The organism is Methanothermobacter sp. DP, assembly GCF_026692625.1.
In the GTDB taxonomy this organism is placed as follows: Archaea; Methanobacteriota; Methanobacteria; order Methanobacteriales; family Methanothermobacteraceae; genus Methanothermobacter; species Methanothermobacter marburgensis.
Genome location: NZ_CP113501.1, coordinates 1,641,172 through 1,666,362, shown reverse-complemented (window position 1 = coordinate 1,666,362; position 25,191 = coordinate 1,641,172). Strand labels below are relative to the sequence as shown.

Here is a 25,191-nt window from a genome sequence, read left to right as displayed (position 1 = left end):
GAAAAAAAGGAATTTTTGGCCTGAAAAAGAATTAAAGAAAAATAATCCAGTTCAGACATCCTCAGGGAGGTAGGTGTCAGCAACCGCGGCCACTGCCTCTCCCATTTCAAGTTCAAAGCCCAGCTCCCTTAGGGTCATCTCCAGGGCTGAGAATGTTGTTATAAGTTCCCTGTGGGTTATGTTACCCATGTGACCTATCCTGAATATCTTGCCCTTGAGGTGGTCCTGGCCCCCTGCGAGTTCAACGTGGTACTTGTTCCTCATTGTCCCCCTGAGTTCCCCATCGGTGACACCCTCAGGGAGATTAACGGCAGTCACTGTGGTTGATGATACCGATTCATCAGGGAATAGTTCAAGGTTGAGGGCCTTTACAGCATTCCTGGTTGCCTCAGCTGCCAGTTTATGTCTCTTTATCCTGTTACTGAGTCCCTCCTCCATTATCACCTGAAGTGCCTCGTGCATGGCGTATATCAGTGAGACTGCTGGTGTGTAGGGAGTTTCAGGTGGTTCGGCATCCCCGCTCTTCCTGTACTTCTTGAGGTTCAGGTAGTATGTCCTGGGGTTATCCACTGATTCAACAACCCTCCAGGCGTCGTCGCTGAGTGTTATGGCTGCCATGCCAGGTGGGGCTGCAAGGCACTTCTGGGAGCCGGTCACGCAGATGTCTATGCCATAGCCGTCAACATCAACCTCGTCCCCACCCAGGGATGAGACCGTGTCAACTATGTAGAGGGCGTCGTAATCCGCCATTATCTTACCTATCTCCTTTATTGGGTTTGCAACACCGGTTGATGTCTCATTGTGGACAACGGTGACCGCCTTTATATCATCATTCTCCTCAAGCATATATCCAATCTCATCGGGGTTGACGGCGCTGCCCCACTCCACATCTATCCTGATTGATTCCCCGCCAAAGGCCTCAACTATCTGTGCAAACCGCTGGCCGAATTTGCCTCCAACAACGTTCAGGATTTTGTCACCTGGTTCGATGATGTTCGCAACCGCCGCCTCCATGGCAGCCGTCCCCGACCCTGTTAGCAGGTAAGATTTATTGTTTGTCCTGAAGACATCTGACATCATCTCAGTTGTTTCAGTGAGTATTTTACCAAACAGTGCGCTCCTGTGGTTAACAATGTTCTCTGACATTGCCTTAAGGACTCTCTGGGCCACCCGTGTTGGCCCGGGGATCATAAGCAGTGTTTCATCCATTTCCAAAAAACCTCCAGATTCAAGTGGATTCTGTAACCTGTACTTATTTTTAATCCGTGCATTTAAAAAGATTTACACATGTGATGCTGCCACAAGGTTCAAGTTGGAGGACCACATGGAGGTCACCGGGCTCTGCCACTGGATGGAACCAGAAACTGATCAAAAGAATCATATACCCCTCCTGATAAATTCGTCCCATGGAAATGGAAGTCTGGCTTGAATGGTATGGGCGAATACTTGATGACTTTGGATTCAGCAGAAAGGCCGATGAGGAGTCTGCATCCTACCTGGAATCCTTCCTGAGGGAGCATGGCTGCCCGGGACCTGAAAGCCTGACGGTTCCCTCCATGGACTTCATCGTATTCGGTGCTGGGCCATCACTCAGGAAACACGTTAAAAGATTCAAAGAGGTCAGAGGGAATGTTACCATAGTGGCGGCAGATGGCGCGACAACAGCGCTTCTTGAGGAGGGCTTAATCCCCCATATAATCGTGACGGACCTTGACGGTAGAATAGAGGATATAATTGAGGCCAACAGGAGGGGGGCCTCCCTGGTGGTTCATGCCCACGGCAACAACCTTGAGGCGCTCAGGAAGTATCTTCCACGCCTCCAGAACCTTATAGGGACAACCCAGAGTGTCCCATACGGATGCATATACAATTTTGGTGGCTTCACAGATGGTGACCGGGCCGTTTTCCTTGCAGAGGCTCTCGGTGCAGAAACCGTGATACTTGCCGGGATGGACTTCGGTGAGGTTGTAACCAGGTACTCAAGGCCCGATATGGGTTCTGAAACAGGAAGGGCGGATCCAGTTAAGAGGCTCAAACTTGAATATGCTGAGAGACTGATAGAGTGGATTGAAATGAATGGAAGGATTCAGATAGAGAAATGGTAGCTGCTTTATGGAAGCCACACAAGTACCCATGTCAATTGAAATATGAAAGAAAGGGCCAGATACCATGTCTGCCAGCATTCTCGGTTATAAATCATGCGTTTATGAGGGTCTGAATTCATGCTGCTGTGAGGGCCTCCAGTTCATGTAACAACAAGTTCAATCAATAAAGGTGAGTCTATTATTGATTTTAAATGATCCAGCATATCTTCTTATAACGGGCTGATCCAGATAAAACCTTATTAGGTCGTTAACAGATAAATCATTCTGAGGATCCTGATGTGCTCCTGCAAAAAATCTACACGCCCATTTAAAATAAGCTGTGAAGGATATGAAGGATATAAGGGATATACTGCTTCATGATGAAACCATCTTCAGGGATATGAATGCCTTTGACCCGGACTATGTCCCTGAAAACTACAGGTACAGGGAATCCCAGATGGAAGCCCTTGCAGTCTGCATAAGGCCCGCCCTGAGGAATGGAAGGCCCGTGAATGCCGTCATACTGGGGTCCTGTGCAACAGGTAAGACCACCGCCATCAAGAAGATCTTTGAAATGGTTGAGTCAACATCCGAAAACGTTGTCTGCTGCTATATAAACTGTCAGCTTCACACCACAAGATTCGGTATCTTCTCACAGATCTACAGCAAAATATTCGGGCATCAACCCCCTGAAACAGGTGTGCCGTTCTCCAGAATCTACCAGGCGATAATGCAGCACCTGGCCAGTGAAAACAGAGCACTTGTGGTGGCCCTGGATGATATAAACCACCTCTTTTACAGTAAAAACGCCAACAAGGTCCTTTACGATATACTGAGGGCCCATGAGGTGTTTGAAGGTGTTAGAACCGGTGTATTCGCGGTTTTATCTGACATTGAATTCAGGTACGCCCTTGATAAAAACGTCAACTCCATATTCATACCCCAGGAGATCATATTCCCACCCTACACCCGCGAGGAGATATTCAATATCCTCAGAGATCGCGTGAGGGTGGGCTTCTATCCAGGCGTGATCTCAGATGAACTCATAGAGAGAATAACAGATCACACCGTGGATACCGGGGACCTGCGCTACGGCATAGACCTCCTGAGGGTATGCGGCAACCTTGCAGAGGCCGATGCATCGCCTGTAATAACAGAGGAACACCTTGAAAGGGCTGTGGGGAGCGCCGGGCCGGTTAACCTCATGCACACCGTGAGGACGCTCAGCAGCCAGGAAAGGGAGTTTCTCATTAGTATGATTGAGGCCAAGGATGACGACATAACCGCCGGCAGGCTCTATGAGCTCTTCCATGAGAGGACAGGGGCAAGTTACTCGTCATTCAACAGGACAATTGAGAAGCTTGAATTTCTGAGGCTCATTGACACGAGACTGACAGGTAAGGGTGTTCGTGGTAATTCGAGGATTGTGATCCCCAGATTCAGCAGAGAGGAACTTAAGAGGTGCCTGGACTGATCAGACCCCTGCAGGGCAGTTGGAGTTGGCCCCTGCCGCCACCATGAGAAGGCCCCACACTACGACAGAGATCACAACTGAAATTAAGATGAATGACCTTGGATCAACACCGGCCACCGTCAGCAGCCAGAACCTTCTCCTGATACTGTTTGGTTTCCTGAGACTGTGCATACTACCACTCCACTATCATCTTCACCAGGAATTTATTTAAAAAAAGAGATAGAGAGCATCTGAAAACTAACCAGTGGATGAAAAGAGTGGCTCCTCTGAATCAGATAAATGGAGAGTCCCCCATGAAAAGGTTTGAATTCTTTGATGTGACTGCAGATGCAGGATACTGGGCCTATGGCCGTACACCCGAGGAGGTGTTTGAAAATGCCGCCCTTGCAATGTTCGAGATAATGACAGACACATCACTTGTCAGAGCAGAGGAAAGCAGGAGGGTGGAAATAAAATCCGAGGATATGGTTTCGCTACTCTATGACTGGCTTGATGAACTCCTCTTTATACATGACACTGAATTTATTTTATTCAGTAAGTTCAAAGTTAAGATAACTGAAGATGATGATGGTCTGTGTCTTAGTGGTAAAGCCTCAGGAGAGGTGATCAAGGACCACCATGAGAGGCGTGATGAGGTTAAGGCCGTGACCTTTCACATGATGGATATCCTTGAAGAGGATGGCCGTATGAAGGCAAGAGTTATTCTGGACCTGTGATTTATAAGTAGAGAGGATGATGCGTATGGATATAAGGGAAGATCTGGTTAAGGTGAGAGAATCCGTCTGGGAAGTTCCAACATCATACAAGAAGGGAATGAGGGTTCCTGGAAGAATATTCCTGAAGGATGAGGCCCTCAGGGACCTTGAGAAGGGGGCTGTTGATCAGGTGGCAAACGTTGCATGCCTCCCCGGGATCCAGAAGTTCTCAATTGGACTCCCAGATATACACTTCGGATACGGGTTCAGCATAGGGGGTGTGGGTGCATTCAGCGCCCGCACAGGAGTCATAAGCCCGGGAGGTGTTGGATTCGACATAAACTGTGGTGTCCGCATGGTCAGGACCAATCTGGACCATGAGGATGTGAGGCCAAAGATAAAGGAACTCATAAACACCCTCTTCACCAACGTACCATCAGGTGTTGGGAGCAAGGGAAAGATAAGGCTCAGGCCCGGTGAAATCGATGAGGTTCTTGAAAACGGGGCCGAATGGGCCGTTGAAAATGGATACGGATGGGACCAGGACCTAAAATTCCTGGAGGAAAACGGGAAAATGGAGGATGCCAGTGCAGATAAGGTCAGCGATAAGGCCAAGAAGAGGGGCATCCCCCAGCTTGGATCCCTTGGATCAGGTAACCACTTCCTGGAGGTCCAGATGATAGACGAGATATTTGACGAGGAGGCTGCCGCCGCCTACGGTGTGAGGCCCGGTAAGGTCGCCGTTATGATACACTCAGGTTCAAGGGGATGCGGCCACCAGGTATGCTCAGACTACCTGAGGCTCATGGACAAGGCATACCGGAGGTACAAGATAAACATACCTGACAGGCAGCTTGCCTGCGCCCCGGTGGACTCGGATGAGGCCATGGATTACTTCCAGGCCATGGCAGCCGCAGCAAACTATGCCTGGGCCAACCGGCAGATGATAGTTCACTGGGTGAGGGAGTCCTTTGAAAGTGTCTTCGGGATGAGTGCAGAGGACATGGAGATGGAGATCGTCTATGACGTGGCACATAACATAGCAAAGAGGGAGGTCCACACTGTAAAGGGACGTGATACAGAGCTATTCGTCCACCGTAAGGGAGCCACAAGGGCCTTTGGACCAGGCAGAAAGGAAATTCCCGGTGAATACAGAAAGATCGGTCAGCCGGTCATAATTCCAGGCACCATGGGGACATCATCCTACCTGCTCCACGGAACAGAGGTTGCAATGGAGGAAACCTTCGGTTCAACCGCCCATGGTGCAGGGAGAAAGATGAGCCGTGCAGGTGCAAAGAAAACCTACCGTGGAGAGGATGTTCAGAGGAAACTTGAAAGTGAGGGCATCTATGTGAGGGCAACATCCATGCCCGTGGTTGCAGAGGAGGCCCCCGGTGCCTACAAGGATGTTGACCTGGTGGTCAGGACAGCCCATGAGACCGGCATATCCAGGCTTGTTGCAAGGATGCTTCCACTGGGAGTTGCAAAGGGATAGTCTGGCGGTGAATCAATGATAGGGCTCATCGGAGGCACAGGAGTATACGAGATAGTGGAGCATGGAAGAATAATCGGAAGGGAATCCTTGGAGACACCATACGGCAGAACACCTGAAATATCAGTTTTCAGGCTTCATGACAGGGATGTGGCATTCATGCCAAGGCACTCCAGGGGCCATGAGAGCCCACCCCACATGGTCAACTACAGGGCAAACATCTGGGGCCTGAAGAAGCTGGGTGTCAGGCAGATACTGGCAACAAACGCCGTGGGTTCCCTTGAAGAATCCATAGGGCCCGGTGAATTTGTCGTCCCGGACGACTTCCTGGACTTCACTAAAAACAGGCCCTCAACATTCTATGATGAGAGGACCGTCCATGTGGATATGACGGAGCCCTACTGCAGGGACCTTCGCTCTGCACTGGTGGAGTCCTCTGGTGCAGTTGATGGGGGCGTATACGTCTGCACCGAGGGGCCGCGGTTTGAAACAGCCGCCGAGATAAGGATGTTCCAGTCACTCGGGGGCACCGTTGTTGGGATGACCGGAATCCCCGAAGCTGTGCTTGCAAGGGAACTCGAGATGTGCTATGCAAGCATATGCCTGGTATCAAACTACGCTGCATCCATATCCCCCTCAAAGCTCACCATCACAGAGGTATTTGAGGTTATGGAGGAGAGGAGGGAGGATCTCATCGACACACTTGAGGGGGCAATTTTGAAGCTTCCCAGCGACCCTGCCTGTAGCTGTCAGAGTGCCTTGAGCGGTGCTGATGTTAATGAAAATATGGAGGAATGTCCTTGAAGGTTTTAATGATATCTGCAAGTCCAAGGAAAGAAAGCAACACCATGATGGTCCTTGAGCACTGCAGGGATGCGGTGGAGAGTCGTGGTGTTGAATGTGAGATAGTATCCCTCAGGGGGATGAATATAGAGTCCTGCCGTGCCTGCCTCAGCTGTGCAAAGAAGCACCGCTGCAAGATCGATGATGGCCTCAACGGGATAATCGACAGGATAAGGGATGCTGAGGGGTTGATAGTTGCAACCCCAGTCTACTTTGGCACAGCCAGGGGCGACCTCATGTCAGCCCTCCAGCGTATCGGAATGGTTTCAAGGGTCTCAGACGGATTCCTGAGCTGGAAGGTTGGGGGCCCCATTGCTGTTGCAAGGCGGGGAGGCCACACAGCAAAGATACAGGAACTCCTCATGTTCTACTTCATAAATGATATGATAGTCCCCGGTTCAACCTACTGGAACATGGTATTTGGATGGGCCCCAGGTGAGGTTGAGGATGATGAGGAGGGAATGGAAACCATAAGGCGCTTTGGGGAGAACGTGGCCGAACTCATAAAGAGGATTCACAGCGGGGAGTAATATGAGGGTAGCAGTCGCCTCCTCAAACGGGGAGGAGGTGGACCTCCACTTTGGAAGGGCATCAAAACTTTTAATATATGACTACAGCGATGGAAAAATGGAATTCGTAGAGGAAAGAACTGTTGATATCGCTGAAAGTGATAAGCATCAGTGGAGAAAGGTTCTTGATTCCATAATGGACTGTGATGTTGTAATAGCCGTCCAGGTGGGCTTGAAAGGGAAGATGGGAATCGAGGATGCTGGTTTAAAATTTGTGGCCGAGGAGGGGTCGGTTGATGAGGTCCTGGAAAGGTGGGTGAGGCACTTCGAATTCATGAACTCTGCCATCTGAAGATCCCGGACGCACCCCACAAAAGTGGACCCCGCACAGCAGTGAATCCCTGCTTAAGGTGAACCATATACCCCCATGATGTCAAGGTTTAAATACTGCCTCATCATAATTATAGACTATTCATAACTGGCGGTGTAGAAACTTCCTATCATGGTTTAACCAGTTAAGATGAATTTTTTGAATTATATTAAACCAGCTGTTTTTACGGTGTTAAATTTAAGGTGATATAATGGCAAAGGCTCGAAGAAGGAGAGTACGTGATACATGGAAAGAGAAGAAATGGTATGTGATAAAGAGTCCTAAAATGTTTGGAGAAAACGATATAGGAACAACACCATCAAGGGACCCTGATTTCCTCCTCAAGAGGAGGGTTGAGGCAACAATGAGGGAACTGACAGGCGACTTTTCAAAGCAGTACGTCAAACTGAAGTTCCAGATAAACAACGTTGCCGGAAGTGAGGCGACCACCAAATTCATAGGTCATCAGGTCACAACAGACTACGTCAGGAGCATGATAAGGAGGGGTACAAGCAGGGTCGATGCCCCGGTTATAGTTGAAACAAAGGATGGTTACAAGCTTAAGGTCCATCCACTGGCCATAACAATCAGGAGGGCCAAGTCCTCACAGCAGAAATACATGAGGCAGAGCATAGAGGAACACGTGAAGGAGATAGCCTCTGAAAAGACCTTCGAGGAATTCGTTGAGGGCATTGTAACAGGAAAGATCGCCTCAGAGATATACCACCAGGCAAAGAAGATATACCCCCTCAAGAGGGTTGAGATAATAAAAACAAGGGTTCTAGAGGAACCAGCCTGAAACATGGACCGGGACCCCCATGACAGACCTTAACATTGGATACGTGCTTCTGTGCGTATTCATTGGATTTTTAACATATCAGAGAGGTGCGCTTGATGTATGGGGATCCCTCTTCATGGTCCTTATGGGTTTGCTCATAATATTATCTGCCGGTTTTAACTGGTTGATCCTCATTTTTATTTTTCTGATCCTTGGCCTTCTTTCAACAAAGTACAGGCATGAATACAAGAAATCCATTGGAGTTTTTGAGGGAACAAGAAGTGCCAAGAATGTTATATCCAACGGAATAGTGCCCTTTGTAATGGCTGCCTTTGGATACTATGATGGATTCTTCGGAGGTTTCATAGGATCCGTTGCAACAGCGACCGCTGATACCATGGCAAGTGAAATCGGTGTTCTGCAGACACCACGCCTCATAACAACACTCCAAAGGGTGGAACCCGGAACAGATGGGGGTATATCCATTGTTGGAACCGCCGCAGGGATAGCAGGGGCCGGTATAATTGGTTTATCAGCGTTTCTGCTTGGTGTCTGTCCCGATCCATTTAAATCAATGAAAATAGCCGTGATTGCAGGTACTGTGGGCTGCTTCATGGACAGCCTCCTGGGGGCCGTCCTTGAGAGAAGGAAGTACCTCAACAATGAGCATGTTAACCTCCTTGCAACGGTAACAGGGGCAGTTATAGGAATTTTATTAGCATAGAGATCCATAAATCTAGGAAGGTGGGTGAATCATGAAAGGGGTAATAATGATAATAGATGGAATGGCCGACCGCCCCATTGAAAGCCTTGGAGGTAAAACACCTCTTGAGGCCGCAGAAACCCCTAATATGGACAGGCTGGCCAGTTCAGGTATCAATGGTATAATGGATCCCATAAGACCAGGGGTCCGTGCAGGAAGCGACACATCACACCTCTCCATACTGGGATATGACCCCTACAGTGTATACACCGGAAGGGGTCCATTCGAGGCCGCAGGTGTGGGGCTGGATGTGAGGCCAGGGGACATTGCATTCAGATGCAACTTTGCAACCGCAGACGATGACCTTGTGATAACCGACAGAAGGGCAGGGCGAATAAGGTCAGGGACATCCCAGATAGCAGAGGCCATCAACTCAATGACCCTGGATGGATTTGAGGACGTTGAAATAATCTTCAGGGAGTCAACAGGCCACAGGGCCGTCCTGGTCCTCAGGGGCCCCGGGCTGGGTGATAATGTATCAGATGCAGATCCCAAGACTGAAGGAAAACCCCCTAAGAAGGTGAAAGCCCTTGATGGATCCCCTGAATCACAGAAAACCGCCGATATACTTAACAATTTGGTGAGGGAATCCTATGAAATCCTCAGGGACCATCCCGTGAACACCGAAAGAATCAGAAATGGAGAGGCGCCTGCAAATATAATACTGCCAAGGGGTGCGGGTGCTGTTCCTGACGTTGAAAAATTTGAGAAACGCTACGGTCTTAGGGCGGCCTGTATCGCTGAGACAGGCCTCATAAGGGGTATAGGGCACATCACAGGAATGGATGTGATTGATGTTGAAGGGGCCACCGGTGGTACAGACACCGACCTGGAGAGTATAAAGAATGCGATAGAGGCTGCCCTTGATGATGAATACGAATTTCTGCTCATAAACATAGATGGTGCAGACGAGGCTGGTCATGATGGGGACCTTGAGGGTAAGGTTGAGTTCATAGAGAGGGTTGACTCCATCCTCGGTGACCTTATACGCGATGACATCTACTTCATACTCACTGCGGATCATTCAACACCGGTATCTGTCATGGACCACACAGGGGACCCTGTCCCCATCACAATAAACGGGCCAGAGGTCAGGGTTGATGATGTGAGTGTATTCGGTGAGAGGGCCGCGGCTGCTGGTGGCCTCTGCAGGATAAGGGGATCTCATGTCATGGACATACTCCTTGACCTCATGAACAGAAAGGAAAAATTCGGGGCTTAAAATGAAGAAGGAAAAGCGATTATTCGGGACATCTGGCATAAGGGGCCGTTTCGGGGAGAAGGTGACGCTTGAACTTGCGGTGGATGTTGGAAGGGCCCTTGCAACCCACCTGGGGGGAGGTAAGGTCGTTGTTGGCTACGACACGAGAACATCCAGCCAGCTCCTTGAAAGTGCCCTGATTGCAGGGATAATCGAGTGTGGCTGTGACGTCATCAGACTCGGAATGGTGCCGACGCCCCTTGTTGGTTACGCGACTTCAAGGCTGGGTGCTGACGCCGGTGTAATGATAACGGCATCCCACAACCCCGCCCCCTACAATGGCATAAAGCTCTGGAACCCTGATGGAATGGCCTACAGCCCATCTCAGGAGCGCATCATAGAATCAATAATTCATTCTAGAGAATTTAATAGGAGGGGGTGGGATGGCCTCGGCTCAGTGAGGGAAGTTGACCTCAGGGATGACTATGCTGATGCCGTCGCTGGAATGGTCAGCATTGAAAGACCCCTAAAGGTGGTAATTGACTGTGGGTGCGGTGCAGCCTCCCACCTATCACCACTCATATTCAGGATGGCTGGCTGCAGTGTTGTGACCCTTAATTCCCAGCCTGATGGGTTTTTCCCTGGTCGTGACCCTGAACCTGTCCCTGAGAACCTCTCTGAGCTCATGGAGACTGTCAGATCAACCGGGGCTGATCTGGGGATAGCCCATGATGGCGACGCCGACAGGATGGTCGCGGTGGATGACAGGGGAAGGTTTGCAAGTTTCGATAAACTCCTGGCCCTCATGGCAAGGGAGATAGGGGGCAAGATCATCACAACCGTGGATGCATCCCTCTGTGTGGATGAATGCCTTGGAGACTGCGGCCAGGTCATAAGGACACGGGTGGGTGATGTCCATGTGGCAAACTCCATCGCAGAGGAGGGTGCTGATTTCGGAGGAGAACCCTCAGGGACCTGGCTGCACCCTGACTTCTGCATGTGCCCCGATGGAATACTCTCAGCCCTCAGGGTGGCCGAGCTCATCTCACGGAAGGGCCCCCTTTCGGTGCTACTGGATGAGGTGCCATCCTACCCCAATATAAGAGATAAGGTTCCCTGCCCAGATGATAGGAAGGGAGCCGTCATGGAGAGGGTGGCCTCTGAACTCAGCCGTGAGTTCACCGACTCTGCAGAGATCAACACGATAGATGGAGTCCGTATATCAATGGAGGATGGAAGCTGGGTTCTTGTGAGGCCCTCAGGGACAGAACCCTATATAAGGATAACCCTTGAGGGTAAGACCGACGAGGAGGCCCGTCAGATACATGAGAAGACCCGTGCTTACCTTGAAAATATGATAGGGTGATGATATGGAGGCTGTCGTCCTGACTGCTGGTGAGGGTACAAGAATGCGGCCGCTCACACTTACAAGGCCCAAGACCATGCTGCCGGTTGCAGGCAAACCAATGGTGGAGTACAGTGTGGATGCCCTCAGGGATAACGGTGTCAGTGAGATAATCATGATAACCGGTTACCGTGAGGATGTGGTGAGGTCCCACTTCGGTGACGGATCCGAATTTGGGGTCAACATAAGCTACGTGAAACAGGATGAACGCCTTGGAACAGCCCATGCAATAGGCCAGGCCACGGGTATGGTGAGTGACGAGTTCATAGTCCTGAACGGTGACATAATAACCGACCCACAGCTTGTGGGTGATCTGATATCCGCCTACAGTGATATGAAACCCGAAACCCTGATGGTTCTCCGTGAGGTTCCCGACCCGAGTTCATTTGGGGCTGTCAGGCTCGAGGGTGACTGTGTACGGGAGATAATCGAAAAACCGTCCCCTGATGTCGATGCCGGGAACCTCATAAATACCGGTATATATGTGTTCAGTCCAGCTGTCTTTGATTACATAGAGCAGACCCCCCTATCCCGGAGGGGAGAGTACGAGATAACAGATACCATAATGATGCAGGTGAGGGATGACCTCCCAGTAAGGGCCATAGTATCAGAGAGGGAGTGGATAGATGTTGGAAGGCCATGGGAGCTCCTGGATGCCAGTGAAAAGCTCATGAAGGGCCTTGAGAGGTCCATCCATGGGGAAGTGGAGGATGGTGTGACCATCCACGGTCCGGTGGTGGTGGGTGCTGGAAGCATTATAAGGTCAGGTACCTACATTCAGGGTCCTGTTTACATAGGTAGAGACTGCGACATTGGACCCAACTGTTACCTCCGTGCCCATACATGTATAGGGAATAACGTGAGCATCGGTAATGCTGTTGAGATCAAGAATTCCATCATAATGGATGGTACCAACGTTAACCACCTCAGCTATGTGGGTGACTCTGTCATAGGGGCAGACTGCAACATAGCCGCCGGTACCAATATAGCCAATCTGCGTTTTGATGATGGACCGGTACGTATGAGGGTTAAGGAGGAGTCTGTGGACACGGGCCGCAGAAAGCTTGGAGCCGTTTTCGGGGATGGTGTGAAGACCGGTATAAACTCAAGCTTCAACCCCGGTGTCAAGGTTGGGAAGGGTTCCCGTATTGGTGCAGGCTGCGTCATATACGAGGATGTGCCCTCTGATAAACTTGTGATACTCAAACAGGAGTACATTATAAGGGACTGATGGTGGTTTTACTGTGTCTTACCGTGTATTTGAAGGCGCCAGAATAATCGGGGACGTGGAGATAGGTGATGGCTCATCTGTATGGTACAACGCTGTTTTGAGGGGTGACATAGAACCCATAAGGATAGGATACCGTTCCAATATTCAGGATAACTGTGTTGTCCATGCAAGCAGCGGCTACCCTGTGAAGGTGGGTGATTACGTCTCTGTGGGTCACGCTGCGGTTCTCCATGGCTGCACCATACAGGATAATGTGCTGGTGGGCATGAATTCAACCATCCTCAACGGGGCCCTTGTGGCTGAAAATTCAATTGTCGGTGCAGGTGCGGTTGTTACCTCAGGCAAAAGTTTCCCGCCTGGAAGTCTCATCATGGGTGTTCCTGCAAGGGCTGTCAGGGAACTCAATGAGGAGGAGATAGAGTCCATAAGGGAGAATGCCGAGAGATACTTCCACCTGACGCAGGAATATGAAGACTGAAAACCAACAGGGTCTATAACTGCAAATATAAACTGAAGAGTGATTCTATGGTCAGAGTTCGTCCAGTAATTCATAAAATGGAGCCATATGTACCTGGAAGATCCATAAAGGAGATAGCAGAGAATTATGGTCTCAAAGAGAGTGATATAATCAAGCTGGGGTCCAATGAGAACCCCCTGGGTCCATCGCCAGCTGCGGTTAAGGCAATGGCAGGGGAACTCAAATCCACCCACAGGTACCCTGAATCAAACCTTGAAGACCTCCATGAGGCCATAGCAGATTATGCGGGCGTCGATGGAGATCAGGTCATAGTGGGTGGTGACGGTGCAGATGAGATCATTGATGTCCTGGGTAGAACATTCATTGACCCTGGAGACACCTTCGCTGTGCCGATGCCCTCATATATGTACTATGAATACACCCTCCAGGCGCATGATGCAAGGCCAGTCCATGCGCGGTGGGATGTTGAGGAGAACCGCCTTGACCTTGAATCGGTCCTTGATGCGATTGATGACTCAACCCGCCTGGTCTTTCTATGCACACCCAACAACCCCACAGGCGGTCTTATAGATAAGAAGGATATAAAGGCTGTTGCAGAGTCCACAGAAGCCCTTGTGGTTGTTGACGAAGCCTACTTTGAATTTTCAGGTGTCAGCAACGTGGACCTATTATCTGACCATGAGAACATCTTTATAATGAGGACCTTCTCGAAGGTCATGGGTCTTGCAGGCATGAGGATAGGTTACGGCCTTGGAAGCCCCGAGGTTATAGAGTACATGCACCGGGTTAAACCTGTATTCAGCCTCACAAGGCTATCCCATGCAGCGGCTCTTGCAACCCTCCAGGACAGGGAATACCTGGAAAAATCCGCAGAGTACTCCATAAGGAGCAGGGAATACCTGTATGGGGAACTTAAGAATTTTGAAAGCCTCAGGGTATTTGAATCATATGCAAACTACATCCTCCTTGATGTGAGGGGTACAGGTAAAACCGCCGCTGAACTCTCAGAGGAGCTCCTAAGGAGGGGGATCATCGTGAGGGACTGTACCTCATTTTCAGGTCTCGATGAGTACTGGATAAGGGTGAGTGTTGGAACCCTTGAGGAGGATAAACGGTTCCTTGAGGTTCTCGCCGAGATCATTTCGTGATTTCAATGAAAATAGGTTCAATGGCAGTTTCAACCCTTGAATATCCAGGTAAACTCTCCCTTGTGATATTCACAGCAGGGTGTAACTTCAGGTGCCCCTACTGCCATAACCCTGAACTCATAGATGGCGGGGTGGAGGCTGATCTCTCAGATATCATGGAGGAGATGGAAAAATACGCCGACTTTGTTGATGCCGTCGTGGTGAGTGGTGGTGAGCCTCTCCTCCAGGTGGACGATGTTGAGGTAGTACTAAGGCACGCACGTTCCCTGGGGCTCCATACAAAACTTGACACCAACGGTTACTCCCCAGGGGCCCTCAGGAGGTTGCTGCCCTTACTTGATTATGTTGCAGTGGATGTGAAGGCCCCCTTCCACCGTTACATGGAACTTGCCGGTGCGAGATGTGATGGTGTTAGGGAGAGCCTCCGTCTTCTTGCAGGCTCAGATGTTACGGTTGAATGCCGGACAACCTTTGTGCCTGGTCTCATGGACGAGGAGGACCTTAAGATTATCGCAGAATCCATAGACTGTGACATCTACGTTATCCAGCAGTTCAGGAACAGGGTGGTCCTGGATGAAAAACTGAAGGACCTTGAGCCCCCATCACCACGCATGCTCAGGGAACTTGCCCTCAAGATTAAAAAATATTTCAGGAAGGTTAAGATACGTACCGAGGAGTTCGGAGAGGAAGAAATTCAATAATCGGGGGAAATACCAAATTGCCCATACTATCATTCAGCAGCAGGGACATTGACCTTGTAACAGGAAAAAGGACCATGACCATACGCAGAAAATGGAAGAGACCCCTCAGGGTGGGTGATCGCCTTCACTGTTACTGGAACCTTGTCTCCAAGGACCGAGAGAAGGTATTCGAGGCTGTGGTCACAGACGTTGAAACCGTCAGGTTCGGTGAGCTCAGGAAAAACGATGAACTGGCAAGGGAGGATGGTTTCAGGGATGCCAGGGAACTGGAGGAAGAATTCAAAAGGATGTATCAGGGTGAGGTGGATGATGAAACCGAATTCCAGGTTATAAGGTTCAGGAAGCTTCCAGTGGAGGAATGGGAGGGTAAAAAGATCGATGAAAAGGCCATGATAACCAGGAGGGCTGACATACTCTTTGATTCGGGAAAATTCAATAAATCCCACCTGTGTTATACTGCAGCCCTACGCATTGACCCTGACGATGTTTACGTGCTCAACAGACTGGCAGACAATCTCACAAGGCTTGGGAGATTCGATGAAGCACTTGAAAACTACAGGAGAGCCATAAGAATAGATCCCGAAAATCCATATATATGGAACAACATGGCCATAACCCTCCTTAATGCGGGTGAAGTGGATGAGGCACTTGAGACCAGTTCAAGGGCCCTGAAGATAAGGCCCCATGACCCTGCCCTGCTTTACTGGAGGGGTGTTATGCTCGAGGTGGCTGAAAAACCGGTTGAAGCCCTTGAATTCTATGAGAAGGCGATTGAAAGGGACCCCCGGAATGCTGAATTATGGACAGCAAGGGGAAACCTGCTCTCAGAACTTGGAAGGATGGAGGATGCCCTAGAATCCTATAACAATGCCCTTGAACTGGCCCTTGAAGATGAACAGGACCCAAATCTCTGGAACCGTAAGGGCAACGCCCTTCTTGAACTTGAAAGATTTGAAGAGGCCATTGAATGCTACAGAAGGGCCATTGAAATGGATCCAGAGAATGATGTCTACTGGACCAACCTAGGTGTTGCACTGCTGGAACTTGAAAGATTTGAGGAGGCCCTGGATTCATTCAGCAGGGCCCTCCAGTTAAACCCTGAAAATGAGGATGCAGAGATACTGCTGGAGGAATGCCTTGAAAACCTCTAGACCTTCCCGAGTTTCTCAATAGCCTCTTCCACCAATGATATTCCCCATTCAGCCATTTCAGTGGCATTTTCCTGGGTGTCTGACTCTGCAAAGCATCTGAATATTGGTTCTGTACCTGACGGCCTTATTATAACCCAACCATTGTCCCTGAAGATTTTAACGCCATCGGTTGTATCTATATCCCTCACACCAGGTTCACTGGCCACCATTTCAGCCACCAGTTTCATGACATCCCCCTTGATTTCATCGGGACATTTTACCTTCTTTTTCTCGGAGTAATATGATGGCAGCTCTGATACAAGTTCAGAGAGGGGCCTTCCTTCATGTGCCATTATCTCAAGGATTTTTGCGGCTGTAAGGGCAGCGTCCCTTCCATATACAAAGTCAGGGAATATCAGGCCACCATTCTCCTCGCCTCCAAACAGGCCCCCTGTCTCTTTAAGTTTTCTGGCCACAAGGAGGTCCCCCACAGCGGTTGTTATCACATCACCATTGTTCTCCTCTGCCACGTCATATATTGCTGAGGATGTCGCAACTGTCGTAACTATTATTCCACCACCGTTCTCCTGGAGCATCCTCTTCTCAACAAGGGCAAAGGTCCTATCACCAAGGACGAATTCTCCCTTTTCATCTATACATATTGTTCTATCGGCGTCGCCATCATGGGCTATCCCCAGATCAGCCCCGGTTGATCTGACAGTCTCCATGAGCTCAGATAGATTCTCAGGGACAGGTTCAGGGTCACGACCAGGGAAAAACCCATCAGGCTGGGAATTAAGGGTCACAACACTGCAGCCCAGTTTCCTTAGGATGTATGGCATTGTGTAGGATCCGGCGCCGCACCCACAGTCCACAACCACCCTGAAGTTTCTCTTTCTGATGGCCTCTGCATCAACCCTCCTTATAACCTCCTCCTGGTACTCATCTATTATGCCCTGATTAACTTTTAGATGGCCTATCTCATTCCATGAGGCCCTCTTAAATTTTTTCTGGAAGAATATATCCTCTATTTCTTCCTCCATATCATCAGGGATCCCTATACCGTCACCGTCAACGAATTTTATGCCATTGTATTCTGGGGGGTTGTGGGAAGCGGTTACGATAACACCCCCATCATAGTAATTCCTCACCGCATACTGGACCGCTGGTGTCGGCAGTATCCCAAGGTCAACAACGTCGCATCCGCTTGATAGAAGGCCGGATATAACAGCATTTTTTATCATGATCGTGGATGTTCTTGTATCCCCCCCAACAGCAATTTTTCCATCTACAATGGAACCATATGCTGCTGCAAGTTTAGATGCGAATTCAGGAGTTAAAACCTCATTTGCAAGTCTCCTAACACCAAATGTACCGAAGAGCCTCTTCATTTTTATAACCTCATATTATTATTGATCGCAAGGAGCCTGATAGACTTCCGCCACATAAACCACAAAATATCCTAAACTTCCACCCTATAAACCACAAAGTCCATGTTTCTGTAGACCTTCCGTGAATACGGGGGCGTTTTCCTGTTTTTAGTGTCAAGAATTATATAACCTACCCTATCTATTCTGATGTCATCCTCTGTATAATCAAAGGTGATAGTATATTTCCGGGCATCAATCGTGTCCTTAGATCCCGGGGCATAGCCACCTGCAGATACCGGTTGCCCTGCAATAGAAACTATTAACGGCTGAATATGGTAATCAGACACTACAACGGTTTTATGGTCCCCATTATACTTGAACCACTGGGCAACTTCCAGTTCAGATTCAGAAACCTCCGGCTTCACGGTGCTTGCAATTCCGTAGCCGCTGCAGAGGGAGTAAACTGAGATGAAAAGGACCAGAACATAAACAGGCCACCTGCTATCAGCCACCTTCATTGAATTGAATATGCTGGCCCCCATTGCTGCTGCAGGAAAGAGTGCGAAGTACAGTATTCTATCCGATAGGACCTTCAATCCAACAGTGTAACCGGCACTCAGGGCCAGAACAAATATGAACCAGCTGGCCATAAGAATATCCCTCCTCTCTCTTCTTTTAAGTGCGCAGATTAATCCTGTCAGTGCAAGCACTGTGAGCAACGCCCCTAAATGGTTCAGGTACCCCACAATGGAAAGTGGGTCTGCCGGTGGTGGCCTGAAGAAAAACCCATATTTAATTAGAAGAGGCGCGTACCAGATAATCGCCAGCACGAAACCCGTTAGGATAATTAACAGGAGATTTAGAGGTTTTACAGCGTGCCTGCTGATTCGAAAAGCCAGCGCTGAGATTAACACCGCTGCAAGGGCCATTGCGGCGGATAAGAGATGTGTTAACATCAGCACGCCAAGGATGATGCCTGTGAAGACCGGATAAAGTTTAGAATCATTTTCCATAGAAATGCAATAACCATAAACAAAAAAGGGCAAGAATATCATGGCCAGGGCTTCTGGAATGGGCATGATTATCCTTAAGAAGAACAGGCTTGAAATTGAAAGCATTCCGGTCAAAAATCCTGCGAGAGATCCATAGAACCTTCCTGCAATATAAGAAAATGACAGAATAATCAGGAATGCCATCACAGGCTGTATGAACCTTGCCACAGTTAAAAAACCAAGACCGGTGATTTTAACAAGGAGAGTCAGCATTATATGGAAGAGGGGGGGATAACAGATGGGTCTCCCGTAAGGGGCACATGTAAGTGGATCCCAGAACACGATGCCCCTATCCATGTAAAGCATAGCGTTATGTACGTGGTAGTAGATATCCCATGTAAGTGGGGTGCTGTACTTCAGGGATGGTACGAGTGCCAGGAGGAATGCAAAGACTGGAGGTAGAAGGGTCAATATCACACTGGAGTTCCTCTTGACAATCTCTATCGGTATTCCCGCTATGCTTTTCATGGGCATAGAATGAGGTTGGTTATCATGGTTATTAAGGATATCCTCTCTGAAAACAGAAAATTTGTTAAGGAAGAAGGATCCCTTCTGAGCGCAAACCCAGCGAAGGGTCTCTGTATCATCACCTGCATGGACTCAAGGCTCACAGGATTCCTTGAGGAGGCCCTCGGCATAGGCAGGGGTGATGCAAAGATAATAAGGAATGCAGGTAACATCGTGGATGATGGTGCTGTGAGGTCAGCTGCAGTGGCCATATACGCCCTTGGTGTGCGGGAGATAATCATAGTGGGGCACACAGACTGTGGTATGACACGCCTTGAGAGGGACCGCATAGTATCAGAGATGAGGAAACTTGGTGTTGATGAGGATGTCATTGAAAATTTCAGCCTCAGCACACTGAACCCCATAGTCGATGAGGAGGAAAACGTGATTGAGGGCATCAGGAGGCTGCGTTCATCGCCACTTATACCTGAATCAGTAAAGGTCCATGGTCTTATAATTGACATAGCCACAGGTGAACTGAAACCATTGCACATCGATGAGTGAACTAACTCCCAAATGATTTTGGCATGATGGATGATGGTTTCTCAACAACGATCTCCAGTGATCCATGATACTCCTTAACCCTTCCTGTTACCTGAATCCTCATTCCACTTAAGATTTCAGGACTCAGTTCCATGCCCTCCGAGACTGATTTAAATGCAACAGCGGTTACTGTCCCTGTCCCATCATTTATTTTTAAAAGTAAAGTCCCAGATTCCAGTTCATGAACCTCCTCCACTGTACCCTCAACTGTAACCTCCCTGTCCACCATGGACCTGTCCACATCTGACACTCCAACGACGGGGGGTGTGAGGGATGCTGAGGATACTATCATTCCAATAAACCCGGCGATTCCGAGTAAAACTGAGATGATGAGTAGTGCCCTGTCATCCAGTATGAAACCCATGAGATTATGTAATACATATGGATATTTAAATATTGCTGAAGTTCCGCATCAGGCCTTGAACATTGACTCTATACGGGAAACCGTATCAATGTCCTCAGGGCTCAGATCATCCCTTATGCGTTTTACAACAGGAAAACGAAGGGAGTAACCGCTCTCATACTCAGGGCTCCGGACTATTTCACTGTAGGCCACCTCAAGTATTATATCAGGCCTAACCCTCAGTTTCCTCCCCTTCCTCTCAATGGCAAGATCCTCCATCCTCTCTGAGAGTTCCTGGAGGGTTTCATCATCCAGGCCCGTTGCAACATGCGCAACCGTCACAAGTTCCCCTGTATCATCATCCCTTGCCGCCAGAAGGTATGAACCAATGAGGTGGGCCCTTTTTCCACGGCCATAGGTGCCGCCAACCACAATGAGGTCCAGTGTTTCAGGTTCGGCCTTGAATTTAAGCATCTTTTTGCCCCTTATGCCCGGTATATATGGTGACTCTGTGTCCTTTATCATTATACCCTCATGACCCTCCCTTATTGATTCCCTGAAGAGCCACAGGGCTTCATCAACGTTATCCGGGCATACATCAACCATCCGGCTCGCCTCAATCTCCCCTGGAATCTCAGAGATGATTGATTCAAGAACCCCCCTCCTCTCCCTAAGGGGTTCGTCGATAAGGGGTCTCTCATAGTAGAGGACGTCAAAGAGGAAGAGGGAAAGGGGAACCTTCCTCCTCAATCGTTCTATATCATACTTTCTCCTGACCCTCTGGAGTATGTACTGGAAGGAAGCGGGTCTGCCCTCAATTGTAACGATTATCTCACCCTCAACTATGTAGTCTTCATCCGGGAGCGCCCTTTCAACGCCCTCAAGGATGTCAGGGACCGCTGCAGTTATGTTTTCAAGTCTACGTGTGAAAATGGATATCTCGTCTCCCTTTCTGTGTATCTGGACCCTTATCCCATCATACTTTGTCTCACAGAATGCCCTTCCAAGTTCCTCTATTGCCGACTCTATGCTTTCAGCAAGCTGTGCAAGCATTGGCTTTACAGGCCTTCCAGGTTCAAGGTTCAGCTTCTCAAGGCCTGAATTGCCATCCTCCATTGCAACGGCAGCCACCATACCCAGGTCATTGGTGAGCATGTGGGCCCTCTCGACAAGGGCGGGGTCGGCTCCTGAGGCCCTGGAGATGGCATCCCTTATAATTCCCTCTGCAACGCCAACCCTGAGTTCCTCAAGGACCGTCCTGGTGATGTAACGTGCCTCAAGGGGCTTTGCCTGGGATAGGACCTCAACAAGTATGCCTATCTTCCTTGACTGGGCCCTTTCACCTGTTACAGATGCAAGTGAGCGCAGTTTATCATAAACAAATTCAACCGTGAGTGGTTGCGAAAAGAAGGTAGTCTGGGTTTTCTTTGAGAAGAGTTTCTCGCTGGCAAGCCCTATATCCCCCTCCTCCCTTATGGCATCCTCTATTTCATCAACCGAAACCCCCACGACAGTTGATATGGCCCTCATGAGAAGTTTTATGCCAACCCCGAGTTCCTCCTCACTCCAGATTGGGAAAACCCTTCCAAGCATGAGGATGGTCACCACAGGTAAAAGGTCCCTTTCAACGCTGCTGAAGAGCCCTGCAAGGATATCTGTCTTTTCGAGGCGCTTTGTTGTTGATTCCAGTTTTCTGTAGACCTCTGCAAGTTCAATATAGAGCAATCTATCCAACTCCATCATTTGTAAAGTGTCTGAAGAGGCTCCATGCCCATTCAATTGCCTTATCATCCCTCGAAAAGAGGAACCTTGATGGATCATAGAGACCTTCTGACAGAAAAAGAGATAGGGCCATTGAACCCTCCGTTATTATGAGGCTGAACTTAAGCTTTGCCTGTATGGAATGAATACCGGTATTCTGAGGCAAATCATCTTCAACGGAGGCTATAAGATCCTCTGAAAGTATTATCTCAGTCTCCGCCCCTGACCTCAGGAGATCCTCATAGAAGGGGTGATATACCCCTGATAGGATCCAGACCCTCTCTGAATTCAGGGCGTTCTTTGCCACCACCTCATATGGTTCTGTAAGGTTCTCTGGCTTTGATTCAAGAAGAGTGGCCCCTGCAAGGGCTTCTATGCTTGAGAGGAGGTGATCTGGTATTGATGACAGGTCATGGTCAAGGAAGAATTCTGAAAGATTTCCAAGGGCAAGAAGTGACCCTATGATACCCTGCACCTTGAGGGATATTATCCTCCCTGTTGCTGAAAGTTCATACCGGCGGTTGGTCCTTGAGACCATTCTCTTCTCTTCCAGCTGGTATATTGCATGTAGAATCGTTGATGAGCTTGATCTTATAACTGACCTCATCTCAGATAGCTCCATGGGACCATCCATGAGAGCAAGCAGGACCTTCAGTCTCACCTCAGAGCCAAAAATGAACCTGAGATCCTCTTTGACTTCACTGTAGCCTTCCAGCAAGGATTCACCTCACCATCTTCTATTCAAGGAAAACATCAAATTTCCCGCTGACCCCACATATGGGGCACGGTTCAGGTGGTGCCTTCCTTGCGCAGAGATAACCGCATACACGACACCGGAGTACCGGGATCTTTAGGTCAAGTTTTCCCTCAGGGATTTTTTCCATATTTCTTCTCTCAGGGATTGATTTAAACTCCACATCATCATCCGCAACGTAAAGGCCGCAGTAGCAGGTCCCATACTCCTCAAGATCCTCGTCCCTGTAATCACAGGGGCATACTATATCACTGTCCTCCTCCGGATTGCCGGATGCGAGCCTGCAGGGGCATGAATCATATCCATACCTCTCACGGTTGGTGAGGATCCCCCGCAGGAGGTCCATGACAAATTCCCTGTCAGGGTTGATTTTATAGCCGGACCTCTCTGCAGATTCCCTGATCTCTCTGTAGAGTGCTTCAAGTTCATCAGCCATGATGATCCCCTACCTGAGGGCTGATTTTATTGAGAGTGCATCAAATCCCACAATAACATCCCCATCGTCTATCACAAGTGTGGGAAATGAGAGGGATGGGTTCCACTTCCGGAGCTCACTGAGGGCTTTTTCTCGTTCATCACCCTGGAGGAGGTCGACGTATATGTAATCATAGGCCACCCCTAGTTCCTCCAGCAGTTCACGGGTTTTTTTGCACCAGCCACACGTGCTCAGGGCAAAAAGCCGGATCTTTGCCTTTTCGGTCCCGTCGACATGTTCAAATTTCATTGGACCACCACTGTAATTTCTGTTGCTGAAGCATATTAAGTATTGGGGAATGGAAGGCACCTCTCGATGCAACTGTTCCCGTCCCCTGCCTCAGACCTGGGGTAGCACAGACATTCCAGAGGCCATGTTCAACAGTGCTTCAATCGCCTCTGAGGATCCTTAGGGCGCAGTATTCCCCGCACATGGTGCACATCTCTGAATCATCGATCGGGCACTGCATCCTGTACTCTGCAGGTTTTCTTGAGTCAAATGCCATTTCAAACTGTTTATCCCAGTCAAAGGATTTCCTTGCATTTGCCATTTCAAGTTCAGATTTCCAGGCCCCCGGCAATTTGCTTGCGGCGTCCGCGGCCTGTGCAGCTATCCTGGAAGCCACCACCCCCTCAATAACATCCTCCACGCCGGGTATGGCGAGGTGTTCCGCGGGTGTTACATAGCAGAGGAAGTCAGCCCCATTCATTGCAGCAACCGCACCACCTATGGCCGCGCTGATATGGTCATACCCAGGGGCCATATCGGTGACTATTGGACCTAGGACATAGAATGGTGCGCCGTCACAGACAGACTTCTGTATCTTCATGTTTGCTGCGATCTGGTCGAGTGGCATGTGGCCGGGACCCTCAACCATGCACTGTACATCTGCATCACGGGCCCTTGCAACGAGATCCCCCAGGATGAGGAGTTCCTGAATCTGGGGTATATCCGATGCATCTGCAAGACACCCTGGTCTCAGGCCATCCCCAAGGCTCAGTGTTACATCGTATTCATATGCCAGTTCAAGGAGGTAGTCATAGTTGCTGTAGAGGGGGTTTTCCTCCTCGTTGTGAATTATCCATGCCGCCAGGAATGCTCCGCCCCTGCTCACTATACCCATTATCCTGTCTGATCGCTGGACCTTCTCAACTGTCTCAAGGGTTATACCTGAGTGCACTGTCATGAAGTCAACGCCATCCCTGGCCTGGTTCTCTATTGCCCTGAACATGTCGTCCTCATCCATGCCCACAACCGAGCCGCTGGATCTGAAGACCTCAACGCCCGCCTCATAGATGGGTACTGTTCCAACGGGTACGTCTACGGCTTCGAGTACGGCCCTTCTGACTTCCCGGAGCATTGGACCCGTGCTGAGGTCCATGACCGCATCTGCACCATATTCCACGGCCGCCATTGCCTTTTCAACTTCAAGGTCAATGTCCTCCATCTTTGAGGATGAACCAATATTGGCATTTATCTTCGTTGAAAGGCCCTCCCCTATGCCGCATGGTGATGAACTTCTATTAACATTGGATGGTATGACAGTTCTACCATCTGCAATGCTTTTTATGAGAATCTGAATATCAATGTTCTCCTTTCGGGCTACCTCCTCCATTTCAGGGGTTATATTGCCCTTTCTTGCATCTTCCATCTGAGTCACTTTGATCCCTCAATCTTAATATATGGACATCAATAAAAATAATTTCATGATGAGAAAGCTCCGTGCAAGGGACATAATGCTGCGTGATGTTATTGTGGCTAATCCAGAAGACCTTGTGGCAGCTGCAAATCTCAAGATGGTCCGTGCAAATGTTGGCGGCGTCCCTGTTGTGGAGGACGGCAGGCTTGTTGGTCTCATAACCCACAGGGATATTCTGCTTGCCGGTGGTGAGGCCCTGAAACTGCGGGTGAAGGATATCATGAGCAAGGACCTTGTTGTTGTCCATGAGGATACTCCAATAAGCAGGATAAGCAGGATAATGGCAGATACCGGTTATCAGAGGTTGCCTGTTGTAAAAGATGATATGCTCGTGGGGCTCATAACTCAGAGCTGCATCATAAAGGCTGTTGCGGACCACCTTTAG

At 49.3% G+C, this 25,191-nt stretch carries 28 protein-coding genes; 18 read left to right on the top strand and 10 right to left on the bottom strand.

Annotated features, from left to right (window positions below; all coding sequences use genetic code 11):
• Window positions 1–51: 51 nt before the first annotated feature.
• Entirely contained in the window at window positions 52–1,209 is a 1,158-nt protein-coding gene (locus OXN82_RS08915; protein WP_321211455.1) for an alanine--glyoxylate aminotransferase family protein, read from the bottom strand.
• A gap of 197 nt (window positions 1,210–1,406) precedes the next feature.
• Between OXN82_RS08915 and OXN82_RS08910 the strand changes: the two genes are divergently transcribed.
• Both OXN82_RS08910 and OXN82_RS08905 read left to right on the top strand, forming a co-directional pair.
• Window positions 1,407–2,105, top strand: a complete 699-nt coding sequence (locus tag OXN82_RS08910) for a 6-hydroxymethylpterin diphosphokinase MptE-like protein (RefSeq protein WP_321211454.1) — start codon at window positions 1,407–1,409, stop codon at window positions 2,103–2,105.
• Between the two features lie 328 nt (window positions 2,106–2,433).
• Window positions 2,434–3,558, top strand: coding sequence for an ORC1-type DNA replication protein (locus OXN82_RS08905; protein ID WP_321211453.1), 1,125 nt, complete (start codon window positions 2,434–2,436; stop codon window positions 3,556–3,558).
• Here the strand turns inward: OXN82_RS08905 and OXN82_RS08900 are convergent, their stop codons facing one another.
• Window positions 3,559–3,729 carry a hypothetical protein gene (locus OXN82_RS08900; protein ID WP_321211452.1) on the bottom strand — a complete coding sequence of 57 codons (171 nt, stop codon included), beginning with the start codon at window positions 3,727–3,729 and terminating at the stop codon, window positions 3,559–3,561.
• A 122-nt stretch (window positions 3,730–3,851) separates the two neighbouring features.
• Between OXN82_RS08900 and OXN82_RS08895 the strand changes: the two genes are divergently transcribed.
• The 14 genes from OXN82_RS08895 (at window position 3,852) to OXN82_RS08830 (ending at window position 16,323) form a co-directional block, all read left to right on the top strand.
• The gene (locus tag OXN82_RS08895) at window positions 3,852–4,274 is read left to right on the top strand and encodes an archease (RefSeq protein WP_321211451.1); all 423 of its coding nucleotides are present in this window, start codon (window positions 3,852–3,854) and stop codon (window positions 4,272–4,274) included.
• A 25-nt stretch (window positions 4,275–4,299) separates the two neighbouring features.
• A complete protein-coding gene (locus OXN82_RS08890) occupies window positions 4,300–5,748 on the top strand; it encodes an RtcB family protein (protein WP_321212184.1) in 1,449 nt (482 codons plus the stop codon).
• 15 nt (window positions 5,749–5,763) lie between these two features.
• The gene (mtnP, locus tag OXN82_RS08885; RefSeq protein WP_321211450.1) at window positions 5,764–6,549 is read left to right on the top strand and encodes an S-methyl-5'-thioadenosine phosphorylase; all 786 of its coding nucleotides are present in this window, start codon (window positions 5,764–5,766) and stop codon (window positions 6,547–6,549) included.
• 8 nt (window positions 6,550–6,557) lie between these two features.
• Window positions 6,558–7,118, top strand: a complete 561-nt coding sequence (locus tag OXN82_RS08880) for a flavodoxin family protein (protein WP_414855702.1) — start codon at window positions 6,558–6,560, stop codon at window positions 7,116–7,118.
• A gap of 1 nt (window position 7,119) precedes the next feature.
• Entirely contained in the window at window positions 7,120–7,449 is a 330-nt protein-coding gene (locus OXN82_RS08875; protein ID WP_321211448.1) for a NifB/NifX family molybdenum-iron cluster-binding protein, read from the top strand.
• 229 nt (window positions 7,450–7,678) lie between these two features.
• Window positions 7,679–8,266 carry a 30S ribosomal protein S3ae gene (locus tag OXN82_RS08870; protein ID WP_013295016.1) on the top strand — a complete coding sequence of 196 codons (588 nt, stop codon included), beginning with the start codon at window positions 7,679–7,681 and terminating at the stop codon, window positions 8,264–8,266.
• Window positions 8,267–8,285: 19 nt separating this feature from the next.
• On the top strand, window positions 8,286–8,969 hold the full coding sequence (locus OXN82_RS08865) for a TIGR00297 family protein (protein WP_013295015.1): 684 nt from the start codon (window positions 8,286–8,288) through the stop codon (window positions 8,967–8,969).
• A 31-nt stretch (window positions 8,970–9,000) separates the two neighbouring features.
• Complete coding sequence (locus OXN82_RS08860; RefSeq protein WP_147671238.1) at window positions 9,001–10,230, top strand: 2,3-bisphosphoglycerate-independent phosphoglycerate mutase; 1,230 nt, start codon at window positions 9,001–9,003, stop codon at window positions 10,228–10,230.
• Window position 10,231: 1 nt separating this feature from the next.
• Window positions 10,232–11,575 (top strand): phosphoglucosamine mutase, encoded by a 1,344-nt coding sequence (gene glmM, locus OXN82_RS08855; RefSeq protein ID WP_147671239.1) that lies wholly within the window; start codon window positions 10,232–10,234, stop codon window positions 11,573–11,575.
• Window positions 11,576–11,579: 4 nt separating this feature from the next.
• A complete protein-coding gene (glmU, locus tag OXN82_RS08850) occupies window positions 11,580–12,845 on the top strand; it encodes a bifunctional sugar-1-phosphate nucleotidylyltransferase/acetyltransferase (protein ID WP_147671240.1) in 1,266 nt (421 codons plus the stop codon).
• 13 nt (window positions 12,846–12,858) lie between these two features.
• A complete protein-coding gene (locus OXN82_RS08845; RefSeq protein ID WP_321211447.1) occupies window positions 12,859–13,323 on the top strand; it encodes a gamma carbonic anhydrase family protein in 465 nt (154 codons plus the stop codon).
• A gap of 47 nt (window positions 13,324–13,370) precedes the next feature.
• Complete coding sequence (hisC, locus tag OXN82_RS08840; protein ID WP_321211446.1) at window positions 13,371–14,471, top strand: histidinol-phosphate transaminase; 1,101 nt, start codon at window positions 13,371–13,373, stop codon at window positions 14,469–14,471.
• Between the two features lie 5 nt (window positions 14,472–14,476).
• Window positions 14,477–15,172 carry an anaerobic ribonucleoside-triphosphate reductase activating protein gene (locus OXN82_RS08835; RefSeq protein ID WP_321211445.1) on the top strand — a complete coding sequence of 232 codons (696 nt, stop codon included), beginning with the start codon at window positions 14,477–14,479 and terminating at the stop codon, window positions 15,170–15,172.
• Between the two features lie 17 nt (window positions 15,173–15,189).
• Window positions 15,190–16,323 (top strand): tetratricopeptide repeat protein, encoded by a 1,134-nt coding sequence (locus OXN82_RS08830; RefSeq protein WP_147671244.1) that lies wholly within the window; start codon window positions 15,190–15,192, stop codon window positions 16,321–16,323.
• On the opposite strand, the gene glmM (OXN82_RS08825) is transcribed toward OXN82_RS08830, so the two are convergent.
• On the bottom strand, window positions 16,320–17,693 hold the full coding sequence (gene glmM, locus OXN82_RS08825) for a phosphoglucosamine mutase (RefSeq protein WP_321211444.1): 1,374 nt from the start codon (window positions 17,691–17,693) through the stop codon (window positions 16,320–16,322). The two genes, OXN82_RS08830 and glmM (OXN82_RS08825), sit on opposite strands and share 4 nt — an antisense overlap.
• A gap of 71 nt (window positions 17,694–17,764) precedes the next feature.
• Window positions 17,765–19,198 (bottom strand): glycosyltransferase family 39 protein, encoded by a 1,434-nt coding sequence (locus OXN82_RS08820; protein ID WP_321211443.1) that lies wholly within the window; start codon window positions 19,196–19,198, stop codon window positions 17,765–17,767.
• 18 nt (window positions 19,199–19,216) lie between these two features.
• On the opposite strand from OXN82_RS08820, the gene OXN82_RS08815 reads away from it, so the two are divergent.
• The gene (locus OXN82_RS08815; RefSeq protein WP_013295005.1) at window positions 19,217–19,735 is read left to right on the top strand and encodes a beta-class carbonic anhydrase; all 519 of its coding nucleotides are present in this window, start codon (window positions 19,217–19,219) and stop codon (window positions 19,733–19,735) included.
• A gap of 1 nt (window position 19,736) precedes the next feature.
• Here OXN82_RS08815 and OXN82_RS08810 read toward each other — a convergent pair whose 3' ends face one another.
• From OXN82_RS08810 to thiC, 6 genes are all read right to left on the bottom strand, one after another.
• Entirely contained in the window at window positions 19,737–20,138 is a 402-nt protein-coding gene (locus OXN82_RS08810) for an exodeoxyribonuclease VII large subunit (RefSeq protein ID WP_321211442.1), read from the bottom strand.
• A 48-nt stretch (window positions 20,139–20,186) separates the two neighbouring features.
• On the bottom strand, window positions 20,187–21,842 hold the full coding sequence (locus OXN82_RS08805; protein ID WP_160323517.1) for an ATP-dependent DNA ligase: 1,656 nt from the start codon (window positions 21,840–21,842) through the stop codon (window positions 20,187–20,189).
• Between the two features lies 1 nt (window position 21,843).
• On the bottom strand, window positions 21,844–22,596 hold the full coding sequence (locus OXN82_RS08800; protein ID WP_321211441.1) for a winged helix-turn-helix domain-containing protein: 753 nt from the start codon (window positions 22,594–22,596) through the stop codon (window positions 21,844–21,846).
• A gap of 19 nt (window positions 22,597–22,615) precedes the next feature.
• Window positions 22,616–23,068, bottom strand: a complete 453-nt coding sequence (locus tag OXN82_RS08795) for a ferredoxin-thioredoxin reductase catalytic domain-containing protein (RefSeq protein WP_321211440.1) — start codon at window positions 23,066–23,068, stop codon at window positions 22,616–22,618.
• 9 nt (window positions 23,069–23,077) lie between these two features.
• The gene (locus OXN82_RS08790) at window positions 23,078–23,356 is read right to left on the bottom strand and encodes a glutaredoxin family protein (RefSeq protein WP_321211439.1); all 279 of its coding nucleotides are present in this window, start codon (window positions 23,354–23,356) and stop codon (window positions 23,078–23,080) included.
• 139 nt (window positions 23,357–23,495) lie between these two features.
• A complete protein-coding gene (thiC, locus tag OXN82_RS08785; protein WP_321211438.1) occupies window positions 23,496–24,767 on the bottom strand; it encodes a phosphomethylpyrimidine synthase in 1,272 nt (423 codons plus the stop codon).
• A 46-nt stretch (window positions 24,768–24,813) separates the two neighbouring features.
• On the opposite strand from thiC, the gene OXN82_RS08780 reads away from it, so the two are divergent.
• Entirely contained in the window at window positions 24,814–25,191 is a 378-nt protein-coding gene (locus OXN82_RS08780; protein ID WP_321211437.1) for a CBS domain-containing protein, read from the top strand.